Origin of the sequence: Frigoribacterium sp. PhB160 (genome assembly GCF_003751785.1) — a bacterium.
In the GTDB taxonomy this organism is placed as follows: domain Bacteria; phylum Actinomycetota; class Actinomycetes; order Actinomycetales; family Microbacteriaceae; genus Frigoribacterium.
This window is the reverse complement of record NZ_RKIE01000001.1, coordinates 1,337,332-1,360,819: the sequence shown is the minus strand read 5'-3', so window position 1 is coordinate 1,360,819 and position 23,488 is coordinate 1,337,332. Positions and strand designations below refer to the sequence as shown.

The window sequence follows — 23,488 nt, the reverse complement described above, 5'->3', positions numbered from 1 at the left end:
GGTCGCGTCGGGTGACGAACTTGACGCCGCAGTATCGGCACCGGAACTCAGCCACGGTCGTCGCCACCCGTCACCGGCGCCTCGGGCTCCATGCCCTCGAGCGGCGGAGTCTCCTCCTCGCCCGGGCGCACCTCCTCGTCCTGCGGGATCGTCGCGGCCACCCACTCCGCACCCGCCGGCGCGCCCTGAGCGGCCCACGGCTTCTCGGGTTCGGGCGACGGCGGCTCGGCCGCGGCCTGCTGCGCGAGCGCCATGCCAACGGCACGCAGCGACGCGAGCAGCTCGGCCGAGCGCTCGTGGCCGGGGACCTCGCCCCAGAGGGCGTTGATCTCGGCCGTCGTGGCCTTCGTGCGCGCCTCCGCCACCCAGTCGCGACCGGACGGCTCCACCTCGACGAGCTGGGGCTGCGCGGGCACCTGCGCGGCCTGCTTCGGCTGCCCCGCCTGGTCCATCTCCTCGGTCGAGTACAGGCCCGAGAGGTCCTGCGGGAACGCCTTCCGCAGCGCCAACATCTCCGCGCACTTGCCGAGCATGAGCGCCGGCATCTTCGTCCACATCGGGCCGCCCGCGTTGTAGGCGTCCATCGTCGCCACGGCGACCAGCGGCTCGACGAACCCCTCGCGGTAGACGCCGACCCGGGCTGCCTTCGGCGGCTTCGAGTCGAGCCAGACGTCGACCCACGTCACGCCGTCGTTCGTCCACTGCGTCGGGGTCTGCCCGCGGTACTCCTTCGTGCGCTCCGCGACGAGGCGGGCGCCGTCGATCGACACCTGCGTGCCCCAGCGCCCCTTCCGCTCGATGCAGTAGATCTGCCGAGCGATCGGGTCGAGCCCGGTGCGGCGCGCGTGGAGGAGGAACGCCTCGACGACGGGTCGCGGGGCCAGCTGCCTGTTGTTCGCCGGGCCGGACACGAGGCCGGCCGCCTCGACGAGCGCCTTCTCCGTCTCGGTCCACTGCGAGCTGTCGCCCGTCGCCGGGAGCGCCACCACGGTGCCGGTCATGCCTTCATCTCCTTCTGCTTCACGGCCGTGACCGTGAGCGACTCCTTCGTGGACACCTGGTGCGTCTCGCCCGGCGTGGTGGTGCTGTACTTCTCTGCCAGCTCGCGGAAGGCCCCCTCGGCGCTGTGCGCACGGTTCAGGGCGGCCTCGACTGCAGCGTTCGCCTCGTCGAACTCGCGAGCGACGTCAGGGTGGTCGGCTCGCAGCGACGCCTCGTCGACCGTCACGATCGGCTCGCCGACGACGTCAGCCGTGCCGGCCGCACGCCACGTGATCCGTGCGAGCGGCGACTCCTGCGACAGCTCGTCGTGCTGCTCTCGGAGTGACGTCTGCAGCTGCTTCCACGTCGACTCCTTCGCCTTCTTCGCCGACGCCTCCTCCTCGCGGAACCGCAGGAGGTTGACCGCGAGCGTGTCGAGGTCGTCGTCGTACGCCACGCCCTCGCCGTGCACGGCCGCGTCGAGCGCGACGAGGAAGCCCGTCGCGATGACGTCGAGCTCACGCACGAGGGCCTCGTCGAACTCGACCCACTCCATGACGGGCACGAGGCCCATGGGCGTCGGCTCGGGGTAGGCGCCGCCGCGGTCCTGCCAGTCGCTGTCGTGCTGCTCCGACACGTACAGCGAGCGGCGGGCGCCGGTGACGCGCATCGACCACTGCTGCTGGATGCCATAGCCCTTCGCGATGTACGCCGGGGTGCCGACACGGATGTCGTCCTTCCCCGTCTTGATCTCGACGACGACGAGCTCACCGCGGACGATGCCGGCACCGTCGGGCGACGCCAGGCGGCGCGAGTCGTCGGCCGCGTGGAAGACCCGCGACTCGGGCTGCACGAGCGGGTAGATGGACTGCACGACGTCGGCGAGGACGGGCTCGCGGGTGTTGCCCCACGCCGTGTACTGGTTGCCGCCGAACGAGTCGACGCGGCGGCCGAGCTTCAGGTCGACGAGCTGCTGCACGGTCGTCTTGCGGAGGTAGAGGTCGCGGATCTCGGTCGCGGTCAGGCCGGTGCGGCGCTCGGCGAGCCACAGGTCGCGGTCCTTGTCGGAGGCCCCGGCACGGGCCATCAGGTCGTTGTAGACGTCGATGAGGTCGTTCACGCGTCGGCCGCCTCGTCGTCATCGACCGTGGGGAGGTCGAGAGCCGTCTCGCCGGTGCGCACCTGGTACGCCGACTGCTGCAGCTCGAGCACCTGCGCCAGCGCGTCCGGCGACCGGATCGGCTCGATGTGCGTCATCTTCACGACCGGGTAGTCCTCGCCCGACTCCATGTCGTGCGTCTTCTTCGTGACCTTGATCGTGACGATCGCCGTCACCCGATCGGCGTCGGTGAAGTCGAGCAGCTCGCGCTCGAGGTCGACGAGGCCGTTCGCGGTGTCGGGGATCTTCCCGCTGTTCATCTGGACGGTCATGCTGTTGCTCCTTCAGGGGTGGGCCAGGACGGGGCGTCCATGGCGTCGAGGTGCTTCGGCGTGAGCTCGCCGTCGAGCGGCGAGCCGAGGTGGCGCAGGCCCATGAGGGCGAGGGCCAGGGCGTCCGCGACGTTGTCGTCGGGGACGGGCACGTGGGGGAAGGCGGCGCGCATCGCGGTCTTCACGGCTGCCTTGTCGGCGTTGCCGTTGCCGGTCGCGTACTTCGCGCGGGTCTTCGGGAGGACCTCGGCGACGTCGGCCCGGGCGAGAAGCTGGTCGACGAGCAGCCAGTAGAGGCCGACGCGGTCGTTGTGGCTGCCGAACTGCGATCGCGGCGAGGGAGCCTCGACGACGAACAGGTCGACGCGCTGCGGGAGCTGGTCGAGGATCCGCGCGAGGGCCGTCCGGGTCCGGCGCCGGCGGGCCCGGAGTGTCTGTGTCGGCGGGGTCTGCGTCTTAGCCCGCCCGGTGACGATGCCGCCCCAGTCGTCGGCGGTGACGATGCCCGTGCACGAGAGCGACGGGTCGATGCCGACGACGATCACAGTCGGAACCCGAGCGGCACGATGTCGACGACGTCACGGAGCTCGGCGGCGTACACCCGACAGGTCGTGCACCCGACCCGGGGGCTGTTCCGGGCCCGCCGGTATACCTCCGCGACGTGCTCCGCGCAGAGCAGCGTTGTCGTGGCGCAGTGACGACACCGCATCGAGAACGACGCGTCCTTGCCGCACTCGACCTTGTCGACGCTGGCCGTGCACGACGGGCGGAACTCGAGGTGCTCGAGGCTCGACGCGTCCACGTCAGAGAAGGGGGCCAGGGGCGCTTCGCTGCTCACTTCGTGCGCCGATCGGCGAGCGAGTCCCACCACAGCTGCCAGACCGCGAGGCCGCCGAACAGGTAGACGAGCATCAGCAGCCCGTCCCCGCTCGTGATCCCGACGAACAGTCGAGCGATACCCGCGATAAGGGCTGCAGCCACCCACACGGCGACCAGCGCCGACGACGACGAGCGACGCTCCCGTGCCGCCTCCTGGGAGAACCAGAAGGCGCGCTCCCAGAGCTCGGCCTCGAGGATCCCGTCGATGTACGGGTTGTGGGTGTCGACCCACTGCTCGGCGCTGCGCTTCGACAGCGCCCGGCGCGGGTACGGCGGTCCCACCTGAAGACCGTCGGCGCGGTCCAGGTAGGAGGTGTCGTCGGGGCCGTCAGCGATGATGAAGCGCTCGACGAACCGGTGCAGACGCCCAGTTTTCGGGCGCGTTGTGCTCTTGATGCGTGCCATGGGGATGCCCTTAGAAGTGATGGCCGGCCGCGGGTCGGATCCGCGGAAGGCGTGCGAAGTGGCTAGGCGGGGACGGGGACGAGCGGACGCTCGGACCCCGCGACGAGCCGGGAGAGGGGGACGCCGACGACTCGCGAAACCACCGCGAGCTCGTTGACGTTGAACGGCACATCGCCGCTGAGACGCCGCGACACCGCGGGCTGCGTGAGACGCAGGCGATCGGCCAGCTCCCCCTGGGTCAGCCCGTTGCGGGCGAGCTCTGCCTTCACGTTTCGGCCTACTCGCCGTGCTGCGTTATCCGTCATGGGGACAGTGTTAGACGCTCAGCGGATAACTGCAAGCATGGATCATCCGCTTGTCGGATGATTTACCCCCCAAACGCGTGAATCTATGCGGATGAGCGGGCATTTCATTCGGCATAGGTGATACGGTCAGCGCATGAACGTGATCCCCATGCCGGTCCGCGCAGAGAGCGGCCGCGAGATGATTGCCGCTGAGGTCCGAGCCGAGCTCGCCCGTCAGGGCCTGACGAGCAACTCACTCCCCCAGCGAGTCGGCCGCTCGCAGCGCTACTGGTACGAGCGCCTCAACGCGCGCCTGGCGTTCAGCACCGACGACCTCGCCGTGCTCTCCTACCTGCTGCGCGTCCCCATGTCGCACTTCATCCCGTCGGTCATCGCGCCCTTCGACCCGGAGACGCAAAAAGGCCCAGCGGGTGGAGCCGCTGGGCCTTCGCTCCCCGAGTTGGACTCGAACCAACAACCTGCCGGTTAACAGCCGGCTGCTCTGCCAATTGAGCTATCGAGGAATGGCAACTGCCTCCGACCGGGGTCTTCGACAGCGGACACAACTGTAGCAAACAATCGCGCCCGGGATGAACCACGTCACCGCCGCGGCGTGGCGGGCCCGCCACGGTCTCGCGGGCTCGCCAGGACAGTGGGTGGTCAGTACCCGCGGGCGGGGTCGACGACCCCGACGAAGGCACCGTCGCCGAGGAACGCCCGCACGTTGTGGCGGATGCGCTCCGCCAGCAGCGGCGCCGTCATCTCCGGCGTGTCGGCCTGGTGCGGCGTGATCAGCACCCGGGGGTCGCCCCACAGCGGGTGGCCGTCCGGCAGCGGCTCGGGCGCCGTGACGTCGAGGCCGGCGCCCCAGAGGCGCTCGTGGCGCAGGGCCTCGACCAGCGCCTCCGTGTCGACGAGGTCGCCCCGGGCGACGTTGACGAGCACGGCGCTCGGGCGCAGCAGGGCCAGGCGACGCGCGTCGAGCAGCCGCGCCGTCTCGGGCGTCGACGCCGCGGCGAGGACGACGACGTCGGCCGTGGGCAGCACCTCGTCGAGCCGGTCGGCGGTCACGGTGCGGGCGGCGCCGACGACCGGCGCGTCGCCGCGCCGCACGATGGTGACGCTCACCTCGAAGGGCTCGAGCAGGCGCATCAGCTCGAGGGCGATGCCCCCGGCGCCGACGATCACGACGTCCCGCCCGTAGAGCGAGATGCCGCGTTGCTCGCGCTGCCACGACGTGGCCTGCACCCGGGAGGGCACGACCCGCAGCAGCGACAGCGTCAGCATGAGCGCGTGCTCGGCGACGGGCTCGGCGAAGGCGCCCTTGGCGCTCGTCCAGAGGGGCGTGACGGAGCCGGCGTGCCGGGCGAGCACGTCCGCGAAGGCGTCGACCCCCGCGTAGGGCAGCTGCACCCACGAGATGCGCGGGTGCGCCGCCAGGGCCGCCTCGAGCCCGGCCGGGTCGGAGTACGACAGCCAGACGAGCCCGCGGGTCTCGTCGCCGAGGGGCACGACGGTGCCGCCCGCCTGCTCGACGGCCGCCACGAAGACCGGCGAGGGCCGGGGCGCGACGCTGACCGGCCCCGCCTCGGGCGCGGCGTGCGGGACGCGACCGGGTGCGTCGGGGACGACCGCGCGGTGCCCGCGCGCGCCTCCTGCGGCTCGCTGCTCGCCGGGGGCGGTCATGCGTCGCCGCGTTCCTCGGGGGTGATGATGTCGATCGGCGAGGTCGACGAGAGCACCTTGACGTACGGGTCGAGGCCGTCGCGGAGCACCTCGTCGACGTTGCCGTGGCCCACCAGGCGCCCGCCGCGCATCACGGCGACGCGGTCGGTGATGGCCCGGGCCTCGGCCACCGACGACGTCACGACGACCGCCGAGAACTGCCGGTCGGCGTGCAGGTTGCGGATGACGTCGAGCACGGCCTGCCGCACGAGGACGTCGACGCCGCGCGCCGGCTCGTCGGCCACGAGGAGGCGCGGCTCGAGCACCAGGGACCGCGCCAGGGCCACGCGCTGCCGCTGCCCGGAGCTCAGCTCCCAGGTCTGCTTGAGCATCGTGCTGAGCGGCAGGTGCACCGCGTCGACGAGGGCCGCCGTCACGCGCCCGGCCTCACGCCGGTCGAAGCGGCGGTCGCGGAGGTAGATCGGCTCGGCGATGGCCTCGCCCACGGTGAGGTCGGGGCTGAGGGCCTCGCCGTCGTCCTGGGCGAGGTAGCCGACGATCGACGAGAGACGGTCGCGTCGGCGGATCGACGAGCGGGCCATGTCCTGGCCGAACACGCTGACGGTGCCCCCGACGATCCGCGGTCGCCCCTCGGGCGTCCGGCCGCGGCCGACGAGGCCGGCGAGGGCCTGCGCGAGCGTGGACTTGCCCGAGCCGCTCTCGCCGAGCACGGCGACGATCTCGCCGGGGGCGACCGACAGGGTCACCCCGTCGACGGCCCGGAGCGCGGCGTGGCCGGAGTGCGCCGGGTACTCGAGCGACAGGTCGCTGGTCGTCACCGGCGACGCCATGTCGAGGTCGAGGGCCGCCACGGTCAGGCGGCCCCGTCGGCGCGCGCGGCGGCCCGGTCGAGCTCGGCCAGCCGGGTGCGCCTCGCGGCCTGCTCGGCGGGGTCGGGCACGGGCAGCGAGGCCAGCAGGCGCTGCGTGTAGACGTGCTCGGGGGCGCCGAGCACCTGGTCGTTCGGGCCCATCTCGACCATGTCGCCGTGGTAGAGCACGCCGATGCGGTCGGCCAGCATGTTGACGACGGCGAGGTCGTGGCTGATGAACAACGCGGCGAAGCCGAGGTCGGACTGCAGCTCGCGGAACAGCTCGAGCACCTTGGCCTGCACCGACACGTCGAGCGCGCTCGTGGGCTCGTCGGCGATGAGGAGGGCCGGCTCGAGGGCGAGCGACCGGGCGAGGCTCGCCCGCTGGCGCTGGCCGCCGCTCAGCTCGTGCGGGTAGCGGTCGCCGAAGGCCTTCGGCAGCTGCACGGCCTCGAGCAGCTCGTCGACGCGGCGCCGGGCACCGCGGGCGTTCTGCGCCCGGCCGTGCACGATGAGCGGCTCGGCGACGCACTCGGCGATCGTCAGCAGCGGGTTGAAGCTCGAGGCGGGGTCCTGGAAGACGAAGCCGACCTCGGCCCGCTTGGCCTTGAAGTCGCGCTCGTGGACGCCGTTCATCTCGACGCCGAGCACCTCGAGCGAGCCGCCCGTGACCTTGGTGAGGCCGGCGATCGCGCGGCCGATCGTGGTCTTGCCCGACCCGCTCTCGCCGACGAGGCCGAGCACCTCGCCGCGGGCGATCGAGAAGTCGACGCCCTTGACGGCCCGGAAGCCGCCCCGGCCGAGCCGGCCCGGGTACTCGATCTCGAGGCCCGTCGCGCGCACCACGACGTCGCGGTCGGCCTCGGCCGCCTGCACCTGGGCGCCGCGCGGCTCGAGCTTCGGCACCGACGCGAGGAGGCGCTTGGTGTAGTCGTCCTGCGGGCTCGCGAAGAGCTCGGCCGAGGTGGCCTGCTCGACGACCTTGCCGAGGTACATGACGGCCACGCGGTCGGCGAGGTCGGCCACGACGCCCATGTTGTGCGTGATGAGCACGATGGCGGTGCCGAACTCGTCGCGGAGGTCGCGCAGCAGGTCGAGGATCTCGGCCTGCACCGTGACGTCGAGGGCGGTCGTCGGCTCGTCGGCGACGATCACCGACGGGTTCAGCACGAGCGCCATCGCGATGACCACGCGCTGCTTCTGCCCGCCCGAGAACTGGTGCGGGTAGTAGTCGACGCGGCTCTCGGGATCGGGGATGCCCACGCGACGGAGGATGTCGATCGACCGGGCCCGCGCCTCCTTGCGTCCGACCTTGCCGTGGGCCCGGAGGCCCTCGGCGATCTGCCAGCCGACCGTGTAGACGGGGTTGAGGGCCGTCGAGGGCTCCTGGAAGACCATCGCGACGTCGGTGCCGCGGAGGCGGCGGACGGCCGCCGGGCCGATCTCGAGCACGTTCTGCCCGCTGAGGAGCACGGCGCCGGAGGCGACGGCCGTCTCGGGCAGGAGGCCCAGGATGGTCTTGGCGGTCACCGACTTGCCGCTGCCGGACTCGCCCACGATGGCGAGCACCTCCCCTGCGCGGACGTCGAGCGTGACGCCCTGCACGGCACGGACGTCGCCGCCGTCGGTGGCGAACGTCACCTCGAGGTCCTCGATGCCGACCGCGACGTCGCGACGGTCGCGGGGCAGGTCGTGCGTGGCGTGGCGGGCGGGCTGCTGCGGGTCGCTCATGCGCGGACCTCCGTGGTCTCGGCGGGCGTCGCGGCCGCGCCCTTCTGCGTGCGCCTGGCCCGACGGCGGGTCCGGAGGCGCGGGTCGGCCAGGTCGTTGAGGCTCTCGCCCACGAGGGTGATGCCGAGCACCATGAGCACGATGGCCGTGCCGGGGAAGACGCCCGTCCACCAGATGCCGCTCGCCGTGTCGCTGAGCGCCCGGTTGAGGTCGTAGCCCCACTCGGCCGCGGCGGTCGGCCCGATGCCGAAGCCGAGGAAGCCCAGGGCGGCGAGCGTCAGGATCGCCTCGGAGGCGTTCAGCGTCAGCACGAGCGGGAGGCTGCGCGTGGCGTTGCGGAGCACGTGCTTGAACATGATGCGCGGGGTGCTGCTGCCGACCACCTTGGCCGACTCGACGAAGGCCTCGGCCTTGAGCCGGACGGCCTCGGCGCGGACGACCCGGAAGTACTGCGGCACGTAGACGACCGTGATCGAGATGCCCGCCGACAGGATGCCGCCGGTGAGGCTCGACTGGCCGCCGCTGATCACGATCGAGATGACGATGGCGAGCAGCAGCGACGGGAAGGCGTAGACCGCGTCGGCGATCACGACGAGCACCCGGTCGAGCCAGCCGCCGAGGTAGCCGGAGACGAGGCCGAGCACGACGCCGATCGTGATCGACAGCACCACGGCGACGACGACCACGGCGATCGCCGTGCGGGTGCCCCAGACGACCCGGCTGAAGACGTCGTAGCCGCCGACCGTCGTGCCCCAGAGGTGCTCGGCGCTCGGCGCGGCCTGGCGCGGGAAGGTGCCGTCGGCGTCGCTCAGCTGGCCGAAGCCGTAGGGGGCGATGAGCGGCGCGAGGGCCGCGAGGAGGAGGAAGACGCCGCAGATGACGAGCCCGGCGACGAGCATGCCGCGCTGGAGGCCGACGGCGCGGCGGACGTGGGCGACGACGGGGAGGCGCTTCCAGAGCGGCTCCCGGCGGTCGGCGAGGACCCCGGTGGTGGTCGTGCTCATGGTCAGTACCTCACTCGCGGGTCGATCAGGGCGGCGATGACGTCCACCAGGAAGTTCGTGACGGCGACGATCACGGCCAGGACGGCCACGATGCCCTGCACGGCGACGAAGTCGCGCGCGGAGAGGTACTGCTGCAGCTGGAAGCCGAGGCCGCGCCAGCCGAAGGTCGTCTCGGTGAGGACCGAGCCGCCGAGCAGCATGGCGATCTGGAGACCCATCACCGTGATGATCGGGATGAGCGCCGGCTTGAGGGCGTGCGCCCGGACGAGGCGGAACTCGGACACGCCGCGCGAGCGGGCGGCGTCGACGTACTCGGAGCCGAGCGTGCCGATCACGTTCGTGCGCACCAGCCGCAGGAAGATGCCCGCGGTGAGGAGCCCGAGAGTCAGGGCCGGCAGCACCGCGTGGCTGAGGACGTTCGTGATGATCGTCGCGTTGCCGATGCGGAGCGCGTCGATGATGTAGATGCCGGTCGGGCTGTCGATGCGCCCGAGCGCGATGCCGACCCGCGTGTCGGCGCGGCCGCTCAGGGGCAGCCAGCCGAGCCAGACCGAGAAGGTCAGCTTGAGCAGCAGGCCCGCGAAGAAGACGGGCGTGGCGTAGGCGAAGATCGCGAGGATGCGCAGCACCGCGTCGGGCCAGCGGTCGCGCACGTAGGCGGCGAGCATGCCGAGCGGGATGCCGATCACGAGGGCGACGATCAGCGCGTAGAAGACGAGCTCGACCGTCGCCGCGCCGTACGTGACGATGATGTCGCTGATCTGGCGGTTGTCGGTCGCGGTGGTGCCGAAGTCCAGGCGCACCACCTGCCCGAGGTACTCGAGGTACTGCACGATGATCGGCCGGTCGTAGCCGGCGGCGTGGAGGCGCTCCTGCAGCTGGGCCTCGGTGAGCCGGCCGCCGACGCTGGCGGTGATCGGGTTGCCGACGACCCGCATGAGGAAGAAGACGAGGGTGACCAGGATGAACACGGTCGGGATGATGAGCAGCGCCCGCACCACGAGGTAGCGGCCGAGGCCGCCGCCGGATCGTCGCTTGGCCGTGGTGGGTGGGGGCGTCGCGGGGGCCGTCGGGTCCCCGATGAGCACTGTCACGTCGGTGTGCCTTTCCTGGTGCGGTGTGGTGCTGTTCAGGTGGTGCGTGGTGCGGGGTGGTGCGTCGTGCGGGGTGGTGCCGGCGTGCGGCGGGGCGGGCGGGCTGGGCGGTGCCCGGCCCCGGGTGGGCGGGTCGCGCCTCCTCGTGTCTCCGCCGCGCGGAGGGGGTGCCCGGCCCGTGGGCCGGACACCCCCTCGCGTGTCGCGCCGTGCGTCGCTGCTCGGGTCGGCTCGTCGCCGACCCGGTCAGGTCAGCGGCCGAGCGCGCCGTAGCGGAACTTGAACGACGCGTCGAGCGTGTCGTCGACGCCCGTCACGTCGGCCGCCGAGACGACGACCTGCGTGCCCTGCAGCAGCGGCAGCGTCGGCAGGTCGGCCGCGACGGCGTCCTGGATCTGGCCGATGAGGTCGGTGCGCGCGGCCTCGTCGGACTCGGCGATCTCCTGCGTGAGCAGGCCCTGCACCTCGGCGTCGTCGTAGTGGTTGCCCACGAAGTTGTCCTTCACGAAGAACGGCGACAGGTAGTTGTCGGCGTCCGAGAAGTCGGGGAACCAGCCCAGCTGGTACACGGGGTAGGCGTCCTCGCGGCGCTCGCTCGAGTAGGTGTCCCACAGGGTCGACTGCAGGTTGACCGTGAAGAGGCCCGTGGCCTCGAGCTGGGTCTTGATCAGCGCGTACTCCTCGTCGCTCGAGGCGCCGTAGTGGTCGGGGCTGTACTGCAGGTCGATCGCGACGGGCGTCGAGACGCCGGCGCCGGAGAGGGTCTGCGTGGCCTTGTCGACGTCGGGCCCGCCGTCGCCGTCGCCGTAGAGGCCCTTGAGGGGCTCGGTGGCGCCGGTCAGGCCGTCGGGGACGACCGAGTAGAGGGGCGTGTAGGTGTCGTTGTAGACCTCCTTCGCGAGGGCCGCGCGGTCGACCGTGTCGGCGATCGCCTGGCGGACCGCGAGGGCCTTGGCCGGGTCGGCGTCGGACTGCGTCGCGCCGTAGGGCTGCGTGTTGAGGTTGAAGACCATGTAGCGGATCTCGCCGCCGGGGCCGTCGTGCACCGTGAGCGAGTCGTCGGTCGCGAGGTCGGCGAGGTCGGTCGGGCTCAGGCTGCGGTTCGCGACGTCGACGTCGCCCTCCTGCACGGCGAGCTTGAGGTCGGTCTCCTCCGTGTAGTACGTGGCCGTGACCGACGAGGTGACGGGGGCGCCGAGCACGCCGTCGTAGGCGTCGTTCGCCTCGTACTGGATCGCCTCGTTCTCTTTGTAGTCGGTGATCGAGTACTGGCCGGAGAAGGCGTTGCCCGAGACGATGTCGTCGGGGGCGGTGAGGCTGTCGGCCGAGAAGACGTCCTCGTCGACGATCGGGCCCGCGGGGCTCGAGAGGATCTGCGGCCAGGTCTGGTCGGCGCCCTTCAGCGTGAAGACGACGGTCTTGTCGTCGGGCGCCTCGGTGCTGGCGAGGTTCGCGAGCAGCGACGAGGGGCCGTTGTCGTCGGCGATCGCCAGCTGGCGGTCGAACGTGAACTTGACGTCGCTCGAGGTGAGCTCGTTGCCGTTCGCGAAGGTGAGGCCGTCCTTGAGCGTGACCGTGTAGGTCGTCGGGTCGGTGAACTCGGCCGACTCGGCGAGGTCGGGCTCGACGTCGGGGCTGCCGTAGGGCGAGTTCATCAGGAAGCCGAAGACCTGGTTCTGGACGGCGAACGAGCCGTTGTCGTACGAGCCGGCGGGGTCGAGCGACGTGATCACGTCGGTCGTGCCGACCGAGATGCCGTTGAGCGCGTCGTCGGCGGCGTCGCCGCCCGAGGCGCAGCCGGCCAGGACCAGTGCGGTGGCGGCGGCGCCGCCCATCACGGCGAGGACGCGCCGCGAGACGAGCTTGGAGTCGGATGTCATGTCCGGTTGCCTCTTTCTCTGTGTGCGGGAGCTCCCCGTCGGCATGGCACCGGACGCTGCTGTGGACGTGGCTCCGGGGCGCCGCTGACTGAGGGAGTGATCATTGGTAACACATGGCCGGGCTCCGGGCGGTGCCGAGGCGCGAATGTTTACAGGCCCGCAATGAACCCTTGCCACGTGGTCGCCTCTGCACGGGGTGCAGGCGACGGCCTGCCATGGGCTCGCTCACTCGGCGGTGACGGTCCGTCGCTCGGCCTCCAGGGCGGCGAGGCGCACCTGGATCTCGCGCCACTTCTCTGGCTCGGCCTTCATGTCGGTGCGGAACGACTGGCCCATGAGCTCCGACTTCTCGCGGATGAGGTCGCGCTCGACGATCGACACGACGATGCCGCGGCAGTAGGTGGTGATCTCGCGACCCGGCCGCTCGGGCATGGGCGCCACGGCGAGCTCCTTGGCGAGCCCGTCGAACGGGGGCGGCGTCTGGTCGAGCACGACGTCGAGCCAGTCGGCCTGGCCGAAGTGGTCGAGGCTCGCGCCCACCGCGTCGCGGACGACGGCGAACGACGGGTTCTCGAGGCGAGCCCGGACCGCGCGCTGGATCAGCTCGAAGCCGACCGCCGCGGGCTGCTGGATCATCGCCATCAGCGCGTCGCGCTCGGTGCGCGTCGTGAGGTCGGCGGCCATGGTCAGCAGGCTCGGCCCCGCGGGCTCCTCCGGGAGCGGCGGCAGGCTCGTGATGGACTGCCGGCCGTCGGTGACGCTCTTCGGCTGGGCACGCTCGAGGGCAGCGGCAGCGCCGGAGGCGCGGCGTGCCTCGTCGACGCTCGTCGCCACCTCGGAGGGGTCGAGTCCCAGCCAGCCGGCGAGCTGCCGCACGTAGCCCTGGGTCGTCGACCGGTCGCGGATGCCCGCGACGACCGGCGCCGACGAGCGCAGGGCCGCGACCCGCCCCTCGACCGTCTCGAGGTCGTGGGCGTCGAGGACGCGTCGGATCATGAACTCGAACATCGGACGCTTCGTGTCGAGGAGGCGCCGCACCGCGTCGTCGCCCCGGTTGAGGCGGAGGTCGCACGGATCGAGGCCGTCGGGCGCGACCGCGACGAAGGTCTGTGCCGAGAAGCGGCCCTCCTCGGCGAAGGCGCGCGACGCCGCCCGCTGGCCTGCCTCGTCCGGGTCGAAGGTGAAGACGACCTGGCCGCCGGCCGAGGTGTCGGCTCCCCCGACGTCGCCCAGCATCGGCCGCAGCAGCTTGATGTGGTCGACGCCGAACGACGTGCCGCACGTGGCGACGGCCGTCGTGACGCCCGCCAGGTGGCAGGCCATGACGTCGGTGTAGCCCTCGACGATGACGACCTGCTTGCCCTTGGAGATCTCGCGCCGGGCGAGGTCGAGCCCGTAGAGCACCTGCGACTTGTGGTAGATCGGGGTCTCGGGGGTGTTCAGGTACTTGGGGCCCTTGTCGTCGTCGAGGAGGCGTCGGGCGCCGAAGCCGATGGTCGAGCCGGTCACGTCGCGGATCGGCCAGACGAGCCGGCCCCGGAACCGGTCGTAGGGGCTGCGGTCGCCCTGGCTCAGGAGGCCCGCCGTCACGAGCTCCTCGTCGGTGAAGCGGAGGCCCTTGAGGTGCGAGCGCAACGCGTCGAACGACTTCGGCGCGAAGCCGACGCCGAAGCGGCCGGCGGCCGCGGGGTCGAAGCCACGCTCGCCGAGGAACCGGCGCGCGGGCTCGGCGTCGGCCGCCGTCAGGTGCTCCGTGAAGAACTCGCGCGCGGCCTCGTTCGCGGCGATGAGGCGGGCCCGGTTGCCGTGGTCGCTGGCCTGACCGCCGTCCTCGTAGTGGAGGTCGAACCCGATGCGCGCGGCGAGCCGCTCGACGGCCTCCTGGAAAGTCGTGTGGTCGACCTTCTGCACGAAGCTGAAGACGTCGCCGTCCTCTCCGCAGCCGAAGCAGTGGTAGCGCCCCACCTGCGGCCGGACGTGGAAGCTCGGGCTGCGCTCGTCGTGGAACGGGCAGAGCCCCTTCATCGAGCCGACGCCCGCGCCCTTGAGCGTCACGTGGTCCGAGACGATGTCGACGATGTTGGTGCGCGAGCGCACCTCGTCGATGTCGTTCCTCTTGATCAGGCCGGGCACGGGACGATCCTAGGTCGGGCCGCCGACACGGGGCGGGGCGCCGGGGTCGGGGACGTCGGGCTCACGGTCGCCCGACGAGGCGGTCGTGCCAGGCGACGGCGCTCTGGTCGGTGAGCGAGGCGACCTGGTCGACGACGACGCGTCGGCGGGCGGCGTCGTCGGGGGCGGAGGCCCAGTCGGCCGCGAAGCCGGCGTCGAGCTCGGAGTCGCCGTGCGACCAGAGCGCCTCCGCCAGGGTGGTGAGGACGTCGCGCTGCCGCTCGTAGATCGGCTGGCGGGCGCCCTGCGTCATCACGAACGCCGCCGTGATGCCCTTGAGCACCGCGATCTCGCCGATGACGTCGGGGTCGACGACCATGCTCGCGCTGAAGCGGATGAGGGACTGCTCGGCGTACGACTCACGCGTCGACTGCGTCGCCGAGCCGGCGAACCGACCGATCAGCTGGCTCGTCAGGTTCTTGAGCCGGGCCTGGTCGAGACGGCCGCCGTCGTACGACCGGACCCAGAAGGGCTGCCGACGGAGTCGGTCGAACGCCTCGACGAGCTCGTCGCGACTCAGCTCGCCGCCCACCCACGCGTGCATGGCGGAGACGAGGTCGTCGCGGCCGTCGGCCGAGCCGAGGCTCGACACGTCGACGTAGCCGCTGACGACCGCGTCCTCGAAGTCGTGCACGGAGTACGCGATGTCGTCGCTGAGGTCCATGACCTGGGCCTCGATGCACCGACGTCGGCGCGGCGCCCCCGCCCGGAGCCACTCGAACGCCGCCGTGTCGTCGTCGTAGAAGCCGAACTTCATGCGCCCGCCGGGGTCGGGCACGCCCTGTGCCGCGGGCCACGGGTACTTGCAGCTCGCGTCGAGGCTCGCCCGGGTCAGGTTCAGCCCGAAGCTGCGCCCGGTGGCGTCGATGACCTTGGGCTCGATGCGGGTGAGCAGCCGCAGGGTCTGCGCGTTGCCCTCGAAGCCGCCGATGTCGGCGGACCACTCGTTCAGCGCCTTCTCGCCGTTGTGGCCGAAGGGCGGGTGGCCGAGGTCGTGGGCGAGGCAGGCCGTGTCGACGACGTCCGGGTCGAGACCGAGGCTCGTCGCCAGCTCGCGGCCCACCTGGGCCACTTCGAGCGAGTGGGTGAGCCGGTTGCGGGCGAAGTCGAGCCCGGCCGTGGGGCTCAGCACCTGCGTCTTGGCCGCGAGGCGCCGGAGTGCGCTCGAGTGCAGCAGGCGCGCCCGGTCACGGGCGAAGTCGCTGCGCCGGTTCGAGTGCTGCTCGGGCAGCCAGCGCTCGGAGTCGGCGGGAGCGTACTCGACGCTCGCGCCGTGGACGGACGCAGTGGTCACCGGTCACCTCTCGGTCGGGGCAGGGCTGGGACGGTCCGGGCGCGGTGGGCGCGGTCCGGGCGGGGCAGGCCGTCGTGGCGACGGGCGCCGTCGTGGCGTCCGTGCTCGCGAGGGCGGCCGGCCCCATCGGGGCGAGGTGCCGTCAGGTCGCGCCGGGCCGTCATCCGCCGCTGTGGTGCAGCTCGGCGGCGGCCAGCTCGGCCTTGAAGGCCTCGTCGAGGTCACGGCTCTCGAGCCAGCGGTCGGGCAGCGAGGGCTTCTTCGGGCTGCCGGCCCGCCCGCGGGGCCCCTCGGCCGCCTCACCCGGGTAGGGCTGGGCCCAGTCGAGCGTGGCCAGCAGGTCGTCCATCATCTGGAGGGACTCGACCGCCGCGAGGCTGGCCCGGACGTCGCCTCCGACGGGGTAGCCCTTGAAGTACCACGCGACGTGCTTGCGGATGTCGCGGCAGGCGTGCGGCTCGTCGCCGTCGTAGAACTCGACGAGCAGCTCGGCGTGGCGACGGAACGCCGTGGCCACCTCGCCGAGGGTGGGCTCGGCCTTGAGCTCCTCGCCCCGGAAGGCGGCCGCGAGGTCGCCGAAGAGCCAGGGGCGCCCCAGGCAGCCCCGGCCCACGACGACGCCGTCGCAGCCGGTCTCGTCGACCATGCGGAGCGCGTCGGCCGCCGACCAGATGTCGCCGTTGCCGAGCACCGGCACGCTCGTGACGGTCTGCTTCAGCGTCTCGATGGCGGACCAGTCGGCGTGCCCGGAATAGAACTCCGACGCCGTGCGGGCGTGCAGGGCGACACTGGCGACGCCTGCGCCCTCGGCGGCGCGACCCGCCTCGAGGTAGGTCAAGTGGTCGCCGTCGATGCCCTTGCGCATCTTCACCGTCACCGGGACGTCGCCGGCCGCCCGGACGGCACGCTCGACGATGTCGCGGAAGAGCCCGATCTTCCACGGCAGGGCCGAACCGCCGCCCCGACGGGTGACCTTGGGGACGGGGCAGCCGAAGTTGAGGTCGATGTGGTCGGCGCGGTCCTCCGCGACGAGCATGGTGACCGCCTCGGCGACGGTGTTGGGCTCGACCCCGTAGAGCTGGATGCTGCGCGGCGTCTCGCTCGCATGGTGCGTGATGAGGCGCATCGACTCGGGCGTGCGCTCGACGAGGGCACGGCTCGTGATCATCTCGCTGACGTAGAGCCCGGCGCCGTACTCGCGGCAGAGGCGCCGGTAGGCCGTGTTCGTGATGCCCGCCATCGGGGCGAGCACGACGGGAGAGGCCACGTCGATCGGTCCGATCGAGAGGCCACGGGTGGGCATGGTGGTGGTAGACATCCCTACGATTCTCCCATGGGTGACGACGAGACGACAGACGAGGCCGTGGGCCTGGGGACGGCCGAGGGACAGGACACGCCTGGGGAGGACGGGACCGCCCGCGTCCTGCGGGACGCCGCCTCCCGGGGCCTCGACGTGGAGGTGGTGGAACGTCCCGAGGCGGGCTCTCTCGAGGAGGCCGCGGCGTTGCTGGGCGTCGACCCAGGGTCGCTGGTGAAGAGCCTGGTCGTGAAGCGACACGACGGCACGTTCCTGTTCGCCCTCGTTCCGGGCGGCAGGTCGATCTCGTGGTCGAAGCTCCGCTCGGTCGTCGGGGTCAACAAGCTGTCGATGCCCTCCCCCGACGTCGCCCTGGCCGCGACGGGCTTCGAGCGGGGCACGATCACCCCGGTCGGCAGCAGCACCGCGTGGCCGGTCGTGGCCGACGAGCGCATCGTCGGTCGTCGGGTCGCGCTCGGCGCGGGGGCCCACGGCCGCAGCCTGTTCGTCGACGCGGACGCCCTGGTGGCCGCGTACTCGGCGACGGTGGCGGACATCACGGACTGAGTCGCGCATCCCCCGGGTCGCCCCGACTCGTCGTCGACCGTCGTGCCGCTGACCGAGGGGCCGACGATCAGAGGTCGCCGCCGTCGAGGGCGGCGACGACGAGGGCCGAGGCGGCGGGACGCGTCGGCAGCGGCGGCGCGCCCTGTTGGCCGACGTCCTCCGACCTCGACGGCAGGAGGCAGGCGTCACCCTCGCAGGCCACCGCGTCGGCGGCGCCCAGCATGACGAACGGGGTCGTCATCGGGCGCTCTCGGTGGCGGTCGCGCGCTCGGCGGCCACCTGCTCCAGGGCCTGGAGGAACGCCTCCGGCGCCTGCGCACCCGATATGCCGTACTTGCCGTCGAGGACGAAGAACGGCACGCCCGTGATGCCGAGCGACTGCGCCCGCGCCTGATCGTCCCGCACGGCGGCGAGGTGCCGTCCGCTCTCCAGGGCGCCGAGGGCGTCGTCGCGGTCGAGTCCGATCTCCGCGGCCAGGTCGGCGAGGTCGTCGACGCGCCCGACGTGGCGCCCCTCCTCGAAGTAGGCGGCGAAGAGCCGCTCCGTCATCTCGAGCTGGCGGCCGAGCGACTTCGCGTGGTGCAGGAGCTCGTGGGCCTTGACGGTGTTCGTGTGGCGCAGGGCGCCGAAGTCGTAGTCGAGGCCGACCCGGGCGGCGATCTCGGCCACGGAGGCGAGCATGCCCGCGACCTGGTCGGCCTGCAGGCCCTTGTGCCCGGAGAGGAAGTCGACCTCGTCGCCGTCGAAGTCGACGGGGGTCTCGGGCGCGAGCTCGAACGAGTGGTACTCGACCTCGACGGCACCGTCGAACTGCGCGGCAGCCGCCTCGAACTTGCGCTTGCCGATGAAGCACCACGGACAGGCGATGTCGCTCCAGACGTCGATCTTCACGGCATCGGGGGTCGCGGAGGGGACGGGGACGGGAGTCGAGGCGGTCACGGTGGGGAGAAGTCGGCGGGACGCCCCCGCATTCCCGCCGACCCCGAGCCGGGATCGGGGCCGGCGTCGCGGCCCGAAGTGCCACGAGCGGGCGCCCCTCCTCCCCCGGGGTCGCCGGGGCGTGGGGTCGGTGCCGCGAGCGGTCCGGACGCCTCGTCGACGGGTCCGCACGAGCGCGTCCACGGCCGACTCCGTCTCCTCCCATCGGTCGCGGACGGCGAGGTAGCTGGCCCGGAAGGGAGCGAGCCCGTGGATCGCGACGAGGGCGTCCTTCCGCCGGTCGCGCTCGAACCGGTCGGCGTGGAACTGCCGGCCGTCCGTCTCGAGGCCGACGACGCCGTCCACCACCATGTCGACGCGCTCGCCGCGCGGACCGACGACGACCTGTCGCCGGATCCTGCGGCCGGCGAGGCGCAGGCGGGTGCCCGCCGCGCTCTCGATGATGCTGTCGCACCCGCCGTCGGCCCACTCGGCGAGCGTCGCGGCGTCGCGGCGGTGACGCCCGAGCACCGCCCGGGCGTCGTCGTCGTCGTGGACCACGCCGGAGGCGCGGGCCCAGTCGGCGAGGACCACCGCGTCCTCGAACGAGGCCGCCTCGACCACGGCGCGCGCCAGCGCGTCGCGCACGTCGACGGACCAGACGCCGCCGCGCTCGCTCACCTCGGGACCGTCCCACACGACGCGCACCCCACGGCGTCGCCGCAGACGGGACGCCGTCCTAGGGACGGACACGACGAGGCCCGGCTCGCGCCACGACCACGCCCCGCGCTGCGCCAGCGCCGACGCGCCCGTGAGGCGACCGCCGACCGCCACGGCGACGTGTCGCGGATCGGTCGGCGGCCAGGTGGAGTACCACCCCCGTCGCGGGCGGGACACCCCGCCGCCGCGGACGGCGGCCGTCAGGTGCCGGTCGGTGGCGCCGTGGGCCACCAGGGCACGTTTGTGGAGCAGGCCGCCGGCCGCGGCCACCAGGTCGTCGATGCTCGTCATCCCCACACCGTGCCGGAGCCGGGACCCGCGCCGCGGGCCCTCGGCGGGCGGACGGGGAGAGTCGCCGCGGCCGTCGCCCTGGGGAGGACGCGCGCGCCCGGGACTGCCGGCGTCGGCAACTCCTGCGGGGCGGCGACGCCAGGGCCCGCAGGGCCGCCGCGTCGCACGTCCGCAGGAGTTGCCGACGCCGGCGGCCAGCCCCCCTGCCGACACCGGCCGGGGTCCCCGCGGCGGGGCCGGCGGCCGGGCCGGCGGCGGCGGGCCGGCGGCCTCGAGCCGGCGAGGGGCGGCGCCGGGCACGGCGGAAGGCGCGAGCCTCCGCCCGCGCCCTCCGCGCCTCCGCGCCTCCGGTGCCGCTACGCGCCGAGCAGCTGCTCGGCCAGGTACCCGCGCAGCGCCGCGAGCGGCATGCGCTCCTGCGCCATCGTGTCGCGCTCGCGAACGGTCACGGCGTCGTCCTCGAGCGAGTCGAAGTCGACGGTGACGCAGAACGGCGTGCCGATCTCGTCCTGGCGTCGGTACCGGCGACCGATGGCGCCGGCGTCGTCGAAGTCGATGTTCCAGTACTTGCGGAGGTCCGCCGCGAGCCCGCGCGCCATCGGCGACAGCTGCTCGTTGCGGCTCAGCGGCAGCACCGCGACCTTGATGGGCGCGAGGCGACGGTCGAGCTTCAGCACCGTGCGCTTGTCGACGCCGCCCTTCGCGTTCGGCGCCTCGTCCTCGGTGTACGCGTCGACGAGGAAGGCCATCAGCGAGCGGGTGAGGCCGGCCGCGGGCTCGATGACGTACGGGGTCCACCGCTCGTTCTTGGCCTGGTCGAAGTACGACAGGTCCTTGCCGGAGGCGGCGGCGTGGGTCTTGAGGTCGTAGTCGGTGCGGTTGGCGATGCCCTCGAGCTCGCCGAACTCGCCGCCCGCGAAGCGGAACCGGTACTCGATGTCGACGGTGCGCTTCGAGTAGTGCGAGAGCTTCTCGGCCGCGTGCTCGTAGAGGCGCAGGTTCTCGGGGTCGATGCCGAGGTCGACGTACCACTGGTAGCGCGCGTCGATCCAGTACTGGTGCCACTCTTCGTCGCTGCCGGGCTCGACGAAGAACTCCATCTCCATCTGCTCGAACTCCCGCGTGCGGAAGATGAAGTTGCCGGGCGTGATCTCGTTGCGGAAGCTCTTGCCGATCTGGCCGATGCCGAACGGCGGCTTGATGCGCGACGACTGCAGGACGTTGTCGAAGTTCGTGAAGATGCCCTGCGCCGTCTCGGGGCGGAGATACGCCATGCCCTGCTCGTTGTCGACCGGCCCGAGGAAGGTCTTCAGCAGGCCCGAGAAGTTCTGCGGCTCGGTCCACGAGCCGGGCTGGCCGGTGTCGGGGTCGCGCACGTCGGCCAGGCCGTTCTCGGGCGGGTGGCCGTGCTTGGCCTCGTACGCCTCGAGCAGGTGGTCGGCGCGGTAGCGCTTGTGCGTGTGCAGCGACTCGACGAGCGGGTCGCTGAAGACCTCGACGTGCCCGGAGGCCTCCCACACCTGGCGCGGGAGGATGACGGCCGAGTCGAGCCCGACGACGTCGTCGCGGCCCTGCACCATGGTCTGCCACCACTGGCGCTTGATGTTCTCCTTCAGCGCGACGCCGAGGGGCCCGTAGTCCCACGCCGACCGCGATCCGCCGTAGATCTCTCCCGACTGGAAGACGAAGCCTCGGCGCTTGGCCAGGGCGATGACGGAATCGAGACGGTTGGGTGCTGCCACGTGTGATGCTCCAGAGGGTCGGGCCGAGCTGGGTGCCCGGTCGGTCGAGGTACCCGACGACTCTAGCCGCCGAGCCACCGCGGGAGGCGCGGCCCGTCCCCGGCGCCGCCGTCGGTCAGCGTCCCAGCGCGTCCCCCGCCGCGGCCACGTCGGCCTCGTCGTTCCAGAGGTGGAAGGCCACCCGCACCCGGCCCGCGCGGCCCGAGACCGTGAGCCCCGCGGCGGTCAGCGCCGCCGCGTCGGCGCCCGAGGCGTCGGGCCAGGTGACCACGGCCTGGTGCTGCTCGGGGAGGCCGAGTCGGCGACAGAGGTCGTCGCCGAGCGTCGTGGCGTGGCTCCACGCCTCCCCCATGTCGAGCGCGGCGAACGCCTCGAGCGCGGGCAGGGCGCCGGCCCAGGCCTGCCAGGCGGGGCTGACGTCGAAGGCCCGCGCGTCGGGGGCGAGCTCCATGGCGGGCCCGTAGCAGGAGGCCCAGACCGAGTCGCCCGCGTACCAGCCGGCCTGCACGGGGCGGAGCAGGGCGCGGGCACGGTCGGACAGGGTCATGAAGGCAGCGCCGCGCGGCGAGCAGAGCCACTTGTAGGCGTGGCAGACCGTGACGTCCGAGCGAGACGCGTCGACCGGCAGCACGCCCGCCGCCTGGGTCGTGTCGCAGAGGGTGAGGGCGCCGTGCCGGGCCGCGGCGGCCAGCACGGCGGCCTCGTCGGCGACCGCGCCCGTCGCCGACTGCACCGCCGACCAGGCCACGACCCACGTGCTCGGCCCGACGCTCTCGGCGAGCCGGGCCAGGGGCACGCTCCGCACGGTCACGCCGCGGTGGGCCTGGACGACGAACGGGAACACCATCGAGCTGAAGTCGCCGTCGACGCAGAGCACCTCGGCCCCGTCCGGCACGGCGGCCGCGACCACCGCGACCATCGCCGACGTCTGCGCCGCGATCGCGACGTGGGACGTCGGGACGGCGACCAGGCGCGCGTAGGCGGCCCGCGCCTCCTCGACGAGGGCTCCGTAGTCGACGGGAGAGCGCGATCCGGTGCGCCACCGCTCGAGGTCGTCGACCTGCGCCTCGAGCGTGCGGCGCATCGGCAGGCCCATGGTGCAGGCGGCGAGGTAGCCCGTGCCGCGCGGGAACTCGTCGGCGAGGTCGGCGACCCTCAGCCGTCCGGCGGGAGGGGCGACGAGGGGGCTCGTGGTCGACGTCATCACCCCAGCGTGCTGCCGCCGCGACCGACGGACAACCACCGATGTCGCCTCGGACCCATAACGCTGCGTTATGGTCGCGGCATGACCGACGACGTCGACCTGCTGACCCTCCGCGTCGTGCGCGCCGTCGCCGACACGGGCACGATCACGGCCGCGGCCGCCCTGCTCGGCTACAGCCAGCCCGCGGTCAGCCAGCACCTCCGCCGGGCGGAGGCGCGGGTCGGCCATCCGCTCGTGCTGCGGTCGGGCCGCGGGGTCGCCCTCACGGAGGCCGGTCGACGCCTCGCCGAGCACGCCGTGCACGTGCAGGCCGCCCTCGACGCCGCGCGGCAGGAGCTCGACCACCTGGGCGGGGCGACGTCGGGGCGGGTGCGCCTGGCCGGCTTCCCGAGCGCCTCCTCGACGATCGTGCCGGCGGTGCTGTCGGCCGTCCGGGCCGGCCATCCCGGGCTGCGCGTCGACTACGTCGAGGTCGAGCCCCCGGAGGCGCTGCGGCTCGTGCGCGACGGCTCGGCCGACGCGGCGCTCACCTTCCGCCACGCGGGACAGGAGCTCTCGGCCGACGCCGAGGCGCCCGGCCCGGCGCTCCGCGAGCGGGCGCTCTTCGTCGACCCGACGCTGCTCGTCGTGCCCGACGACCACGCGTTCGGGCCGGGCGACGACTTCGCGACGCTGGCCGACGAGCGTTGGATCGGCGGCTGTCCCCGGTGCCGAGGCCACCTGCTCGCGACGTGCACCGGTGCGGGCTTCCGGCCCGACGTCGTGCTCGAGACCGACAACGCCCTGGCCGTCGTCGGCCTCGTCGCGGCCGGGCTCGGCGTGGCCCTGCTGCCGCAGCTGTCGCTGCAGGCCGCGGCGGTGCCGCCGGGGGTGCGGCTCGTGCCGCTGCCGGCCGCGCTGTCGCGGGTCATCGGCGTGGTGCACCGGCGCGGCGCGGCGCGGGTGCCGAGCGTGCGCGTGCTGACCGACGCGGTCGCCGCCGTCGACGCCGACCGGCACGGCCTCTCCCCCGTGAGCGTCGGAGGCGCGGGCTAGGCTGACCGGACCACTCCCGGAAG

Annotated in this window: 22 protein-coding genes and 1 tRNA gene; 2 read left to right on the top strand and 21 right to left on the bottom strand. The window is 72.8% G+C overall.

Annotated features, from left to right (window positions below; all coding sequences use genetic code 11):
* Nucleotides 1-47: 47 nt before the first annotated feature.
* From bet to dusB, 17 genes are all read right to left on the bottom strand, one after another.
* A complete protein-coding gene (gene bet, locus EDF38_RS06400) occupies nt 48-1,001 on the bottom strand; it encodes a phage recombination protein Bet (protein WP_123354484.1) in 954 nt (317 codons plus the stop codon).
* Nucleotides 998-2,101, bottom strand: a complete 1,104-nt coding sequence (locus EDF38_RS06395) for a YqaJ viral recombinase family protein (RefSeq protein WP_123354483.1) — start codon at nt 2,099-2,101, stop codon at nt 998-1,000. Before EDF38_RS06395 ends, bet begins: the two co-directional genes overlap by 4 nt.
* Nucleotides 2,098-2,412: a hypothetical protein gene (locus EDF38_RS06390; protein ID WP_123354482.1), complete on the bottom strand. Its 315-nt coding sequence runs from the start codon at nt 2,410-2,412 to the stop codon at nt 2,098-2,100. The genes EDF38_RS06395 and EDF38_RS06390 overlap by 4 nt, the downstream gene beginning before the upstream one ends.
* Nucleotides 2,409-2,957, bottom strand: coding sequence for a hypothetical protein (locus EDF38_RS06385; protein WP_123354481.1), 549 nt, complete (start codon nt 2,955-2,957; stop codon nt 2,409-2,411). The genes EDF38_RS06390 and EDF38_RS06385 overlap by 4 nt, the downstream gene beginning before the upstream one ends.
* The gene (locus EDF38_RS06380; protein WP_123354480.1) at nt 2,954-3,250 is read right to left on the bottom strand and encodes a hypothetical protein; all 297 of its coding nucleotides are present in this window, start codon (nt 3,248-3,250) and stop codon (nt 2,954-2,956) included. The genes EDF38_RS06385 and EDF38_RS06380 overlap by 4 nt, the downstream gene beginning before the upstream one ends.
* Nucleotides 3,247-3,696, bottom strand: coding sequence for a hypothetical protein (locus EDF38_RS06375; protein ID WP_123354479.1), 450 nt, complete (start codon nt 3,694-3,696; stop codon nt 3,247-3,249). The genes EDF38_RS06380 and EDF38_RS06375 overlap by 4 nt, the downstream gene beginning before the upstream one ends.
* Nucleotides 3,697-3,758: 62 nt before the next feature.
* Nucleotides 3,759-3,965 carry a helix-turn-helix transcriptional regulator gene (locus tag EDF38_RS06370; protein ID WP_158613322.1) on the bottom strand — a complete coding sequence of 69 codons (207 nt, stop codon included), beginning with the start codon at nt 3,963-3,965 and terminating at the stop codon, nt 3,759-3,761.
* A gap of 466 nt (nt 3,966-4,431) precedes the next feature.
* Nucleotides 4,432-4,504, bottom strand: a tRNA-Asn gene (locus EDF38_RS06365).
* Between the two features lie 136 nt (nt 4,505-4,640).
* Nucleotides 4,641-5,666, bottom strand: coding sequence for a D-isomer specific 2-hydroxyacid dehydrogenase family protein (locus tag EDF38_RS06360; protein WP_123354477.1), 1,026 nt, complete (start codon nt 5,664-5,666; stop codon nt 4,641-4,643).
* Entirely contained in the window at nt 5,663-6,517 is an 855-nt protein-coding gene (locus EDF38_RS06355; RefSeq protein ID WP_233572279.1) for an ATP-binding cassette domain-containing protein, read from the bottom strand. Before EDF38_RS06355 ends, EDF38_RS06360 begins: the two co-directional genes overlap by 4 nt.
* 2 nt (nt 6,518-6,519) lie before the next feature.
* The gene (locus EDF38_RS06350) at nt 6,520-8,247 is read right to left on the bottom strand and encodes an ABC transporter ATP-binding protein (RefSeq protein WP_123354476.1); all 1,728 of its coding nucleotides are present in this window, start codon (nt 8,245-8,247) and stop codon (nt 6,520-6,522) included.
* A complete protein-coding gene (locus EDF38_RS06345) occupies nt 8,244-9,251 on the bottom strand; it encodes an ABC transporter permease (protein WP_123354475.1) in 1,008 nt (335 codons plus the stop codon). Before EDF38_RS06345 ends, EDF38_RS06350 begins: the two co-directional genes overlap by 4 nt.
* Nucleotides 9,252-9,253: 2 nt before the next feature.
* Entirely contained in the window at nt 9,254-10,345 is a 1,092-nt protein-coding gene (locus EDF38_RS06340; protein WP_123354474.1) for an ABC transporter permease, read from the bottom strand.
* A 251-nt stretch (nt 10,346-10,596) separates the two neighbouring features.
* Entirely contained in the window at nt 10,597-12,225 is a 1,629-nt protein-coding gene (locus tag EDF38_RS06335) for an ABC transporter substrate-binding protein (protein WP_123354473.1), read from the bottom strand.
* A 225-nt stretch (nt 12,226-12,450) separates the two neighbouring features.
* Entirely contained in the window at nt 12,451-14,358 is a 1,908-nt protein-coding gene (gene dnaG, locus EDF38_RS06330) for a DNA primase (protein ID WP_123354472.1), read from the bottom strand.
* 61 nt (nt 14,359-14,419) lie between these two features.
* Nucleotides 14,420-15,691 (bottom strand): deoxyguanosinetriphosphate triphosphohydrolase, encoded by a 1,272-nt coding sequence (locus EDF38_RS06325; RefSeq protein ID WP_123354471.1) that lies wholly within the window; start codon nt 15,689-15,691, stop codon nt 14,420-14,422.
* A 160-nt stretch (nt 15,692-15,851) separates the two neighbouring features.
* Nucleotides 15,852-17,009 carry a tRNA dihydrouridine synthase DusB gene (gene dusB / locus EDF38_RS06320; RefSeq protein ID WP_123354470.1) on the bottom strand — a complete coding sequence of 386 codons (1,158 nt, stop codon included), beginning with the start codon at nt 17,007-17,009 and terminating at the stop codon, nt 15,852-15,854.
* Nucleotides 17,010-17,024: 15 nt separating this feature from the next.
* Between dusB and EDF38_RS06315 the strand changes: the two genes are divergently transcribed.
* Entirely contained in the window at nt 17,025-17,555 is a 531-nt protein-coding gene (locus EDF38_RS06315; protein WP_123354469.1) for an aminoacyl-tRNA deacylase, read from the top strand.
* A 67-nt stretch (nt 17,556-17,622) separates the two neighbouring features.
* Here the strand turns inward: EDF38_RS06315 and EDF38_RS15855 are convergent, their stop codons facing one another.
* The 4 genes from EDF38_RS15855 to EDF38_RS06300 form a co-directional block, all read right to left on the bottom strand.
* Nucleotides 17,623-17,796: a hypothetical protein gene (locus tag EDF38_RS15855; protein WP_158613321.1), complete on the bottom strand. Its 174-nt coding sequence runs from the start codon at nt 17,794-17,796 to the stop codon at nt 17,623-17,625.
* A complete protein-coding gene (locus EDF38_RS06310; protein ID WP_233572356.1) occupies nt 17,793-18,494 on the bottom strand; it encodes a DsbA family protein in 702 nt (233 codons plus the stop codon). The genes EDF38_RS15855 and EDF38_RS06310 overlap by 4 nt, the downstream gene beginning before the upstream one ends.
* A gap of 1,346 nt (nt 18,495-19,840) precedes the next feature.
* Nucleotides 19,841-21,226, bottom strand: a complete 1,386-nt coding sequence (locus EDF38_RS06305; RefSeq protein ID WP_123354468.1) for a glycine--tRNA ligase — start codon at nt 21,224-21,226, stop codon at nt 19,841-19,843.
* 115 nt (nt 21,227-21,341) lie between these two features.
* Nucleotides 21,342-22,430, bottom strand: a complete 1,089-nt coding sequence (locus EDF38_RS06300) for an aminotransferase class V-fold PLP-dependent enzyme (protein ID WP_123354467.1) — start codon at nt 22,428-22,430, stop codon at nt 21,342-21,344.
* Between the two features lie 81 nt (nt 22,431-22,511).
* On the opposite strand from EDF38_RS06300, the gene EDF38_RS06295 reads away from it, so the two are divergent.
* Complete coding sequence (locus EDF38_RS06295; protein ID WP_123354466.1) at nt 22,512-23,465, top strand: LysR family transcriptional regulator; 954 nt, start codon at nt 22,512-22,514, stop codon at nt 23,463-23,465.
* Nucleotides 23,466-23,488 lie beyond the last annotated feature (23 nt).

Excerpts from the sequence above, each read along its gene's own strand:
- bet (WP_123354484.1), bottom strand. The coding sequence starts at position 1,001 with ATGACCGGCACCGTGGTGGCGCTCCCGGCGACGGGCGACAGCTCGCAG.
- EDF38_RS06390 (WP_123354482.1), bottom strand. The coding sequence starts at position 2,412 with ATGACCGTCCAGATGAACAGCGGGAAGATCCCCGACACCGCGAACGGC.
- EDF38_RS06375 (WP_123354479.1), bottom strand. The coding sequence starts at position 3,696 with ATGGCACGCATCAAGAGCACAACGCGCCCGAAAACTGGGCGTCTGCAC.
- EDF38_RS06360 (WP_123354477.1), bottom strand. The coding sequence starts at position 5,666 with ATGACCGCCCCCGGCGAGCAGCGAGCCGCAGGAGGCGCGCGCGGGCAC.
- EDF38_RS06350 (WP_123354476.1), bottom strand. The coding sequence starts at position 8,247 with ATGAGCGACCCGCAGCAGCCCGCCCGCCACGCCACGCACGACCTGCCC.
- EDF38_RS06345 (WP_123354475.1), bottom strand. The coding sequence starts at position 9,251 with ATGAGCACGACCACCACCGGGGTCCTCGCCGACCGCCGGGAGCCGCTC.
- EDF38_RS06335 (WP_123354473.1), bottom strand. The coding sequence starts at position 12,225 with ATGACATCCGACTCCAAGCTCGTCTCGCGGCGCGTCCTCGCCGTGATG.
- dusB (WP_123354470.1), bottom strand. The coding sequence starts at position 17,009 with ATGTCTACCACCACCATGCCCACCCGTGGCCTCTCGATCGGACCGATC.
- EDF38_RS06315 (WP_123354469.1), top strand. The coding sequence starts at position 17,025 with ATGGGTGACGACGAGACGACAGACGAGGCCGTGGGCCTGGGGACGGCC.
- EDF38_RS15855 (WP_158613321.1), bottom strand. The coding sequence starts at position 17,796 with ATGACGACCCCGTTCGTCATGCTGGGCGCCGCCGACGCGGTGGCCTGC.
- EDF38_RS06300 (WP_123354467.1), bottom strand. The coding sequence starts at position 22,430 with ATGACGTCGACCACGAGCCCCCTCGTCGCCCCTCCCGCCGGACGGCTG.
- EDF38_RS06295 (WP_123354466.1), top strand. The coding sequence starts at position 22,512 with ATGACCGACGACGTCGACCTGCTGACCCTCCGCGTCGTGCGCGCCGTC.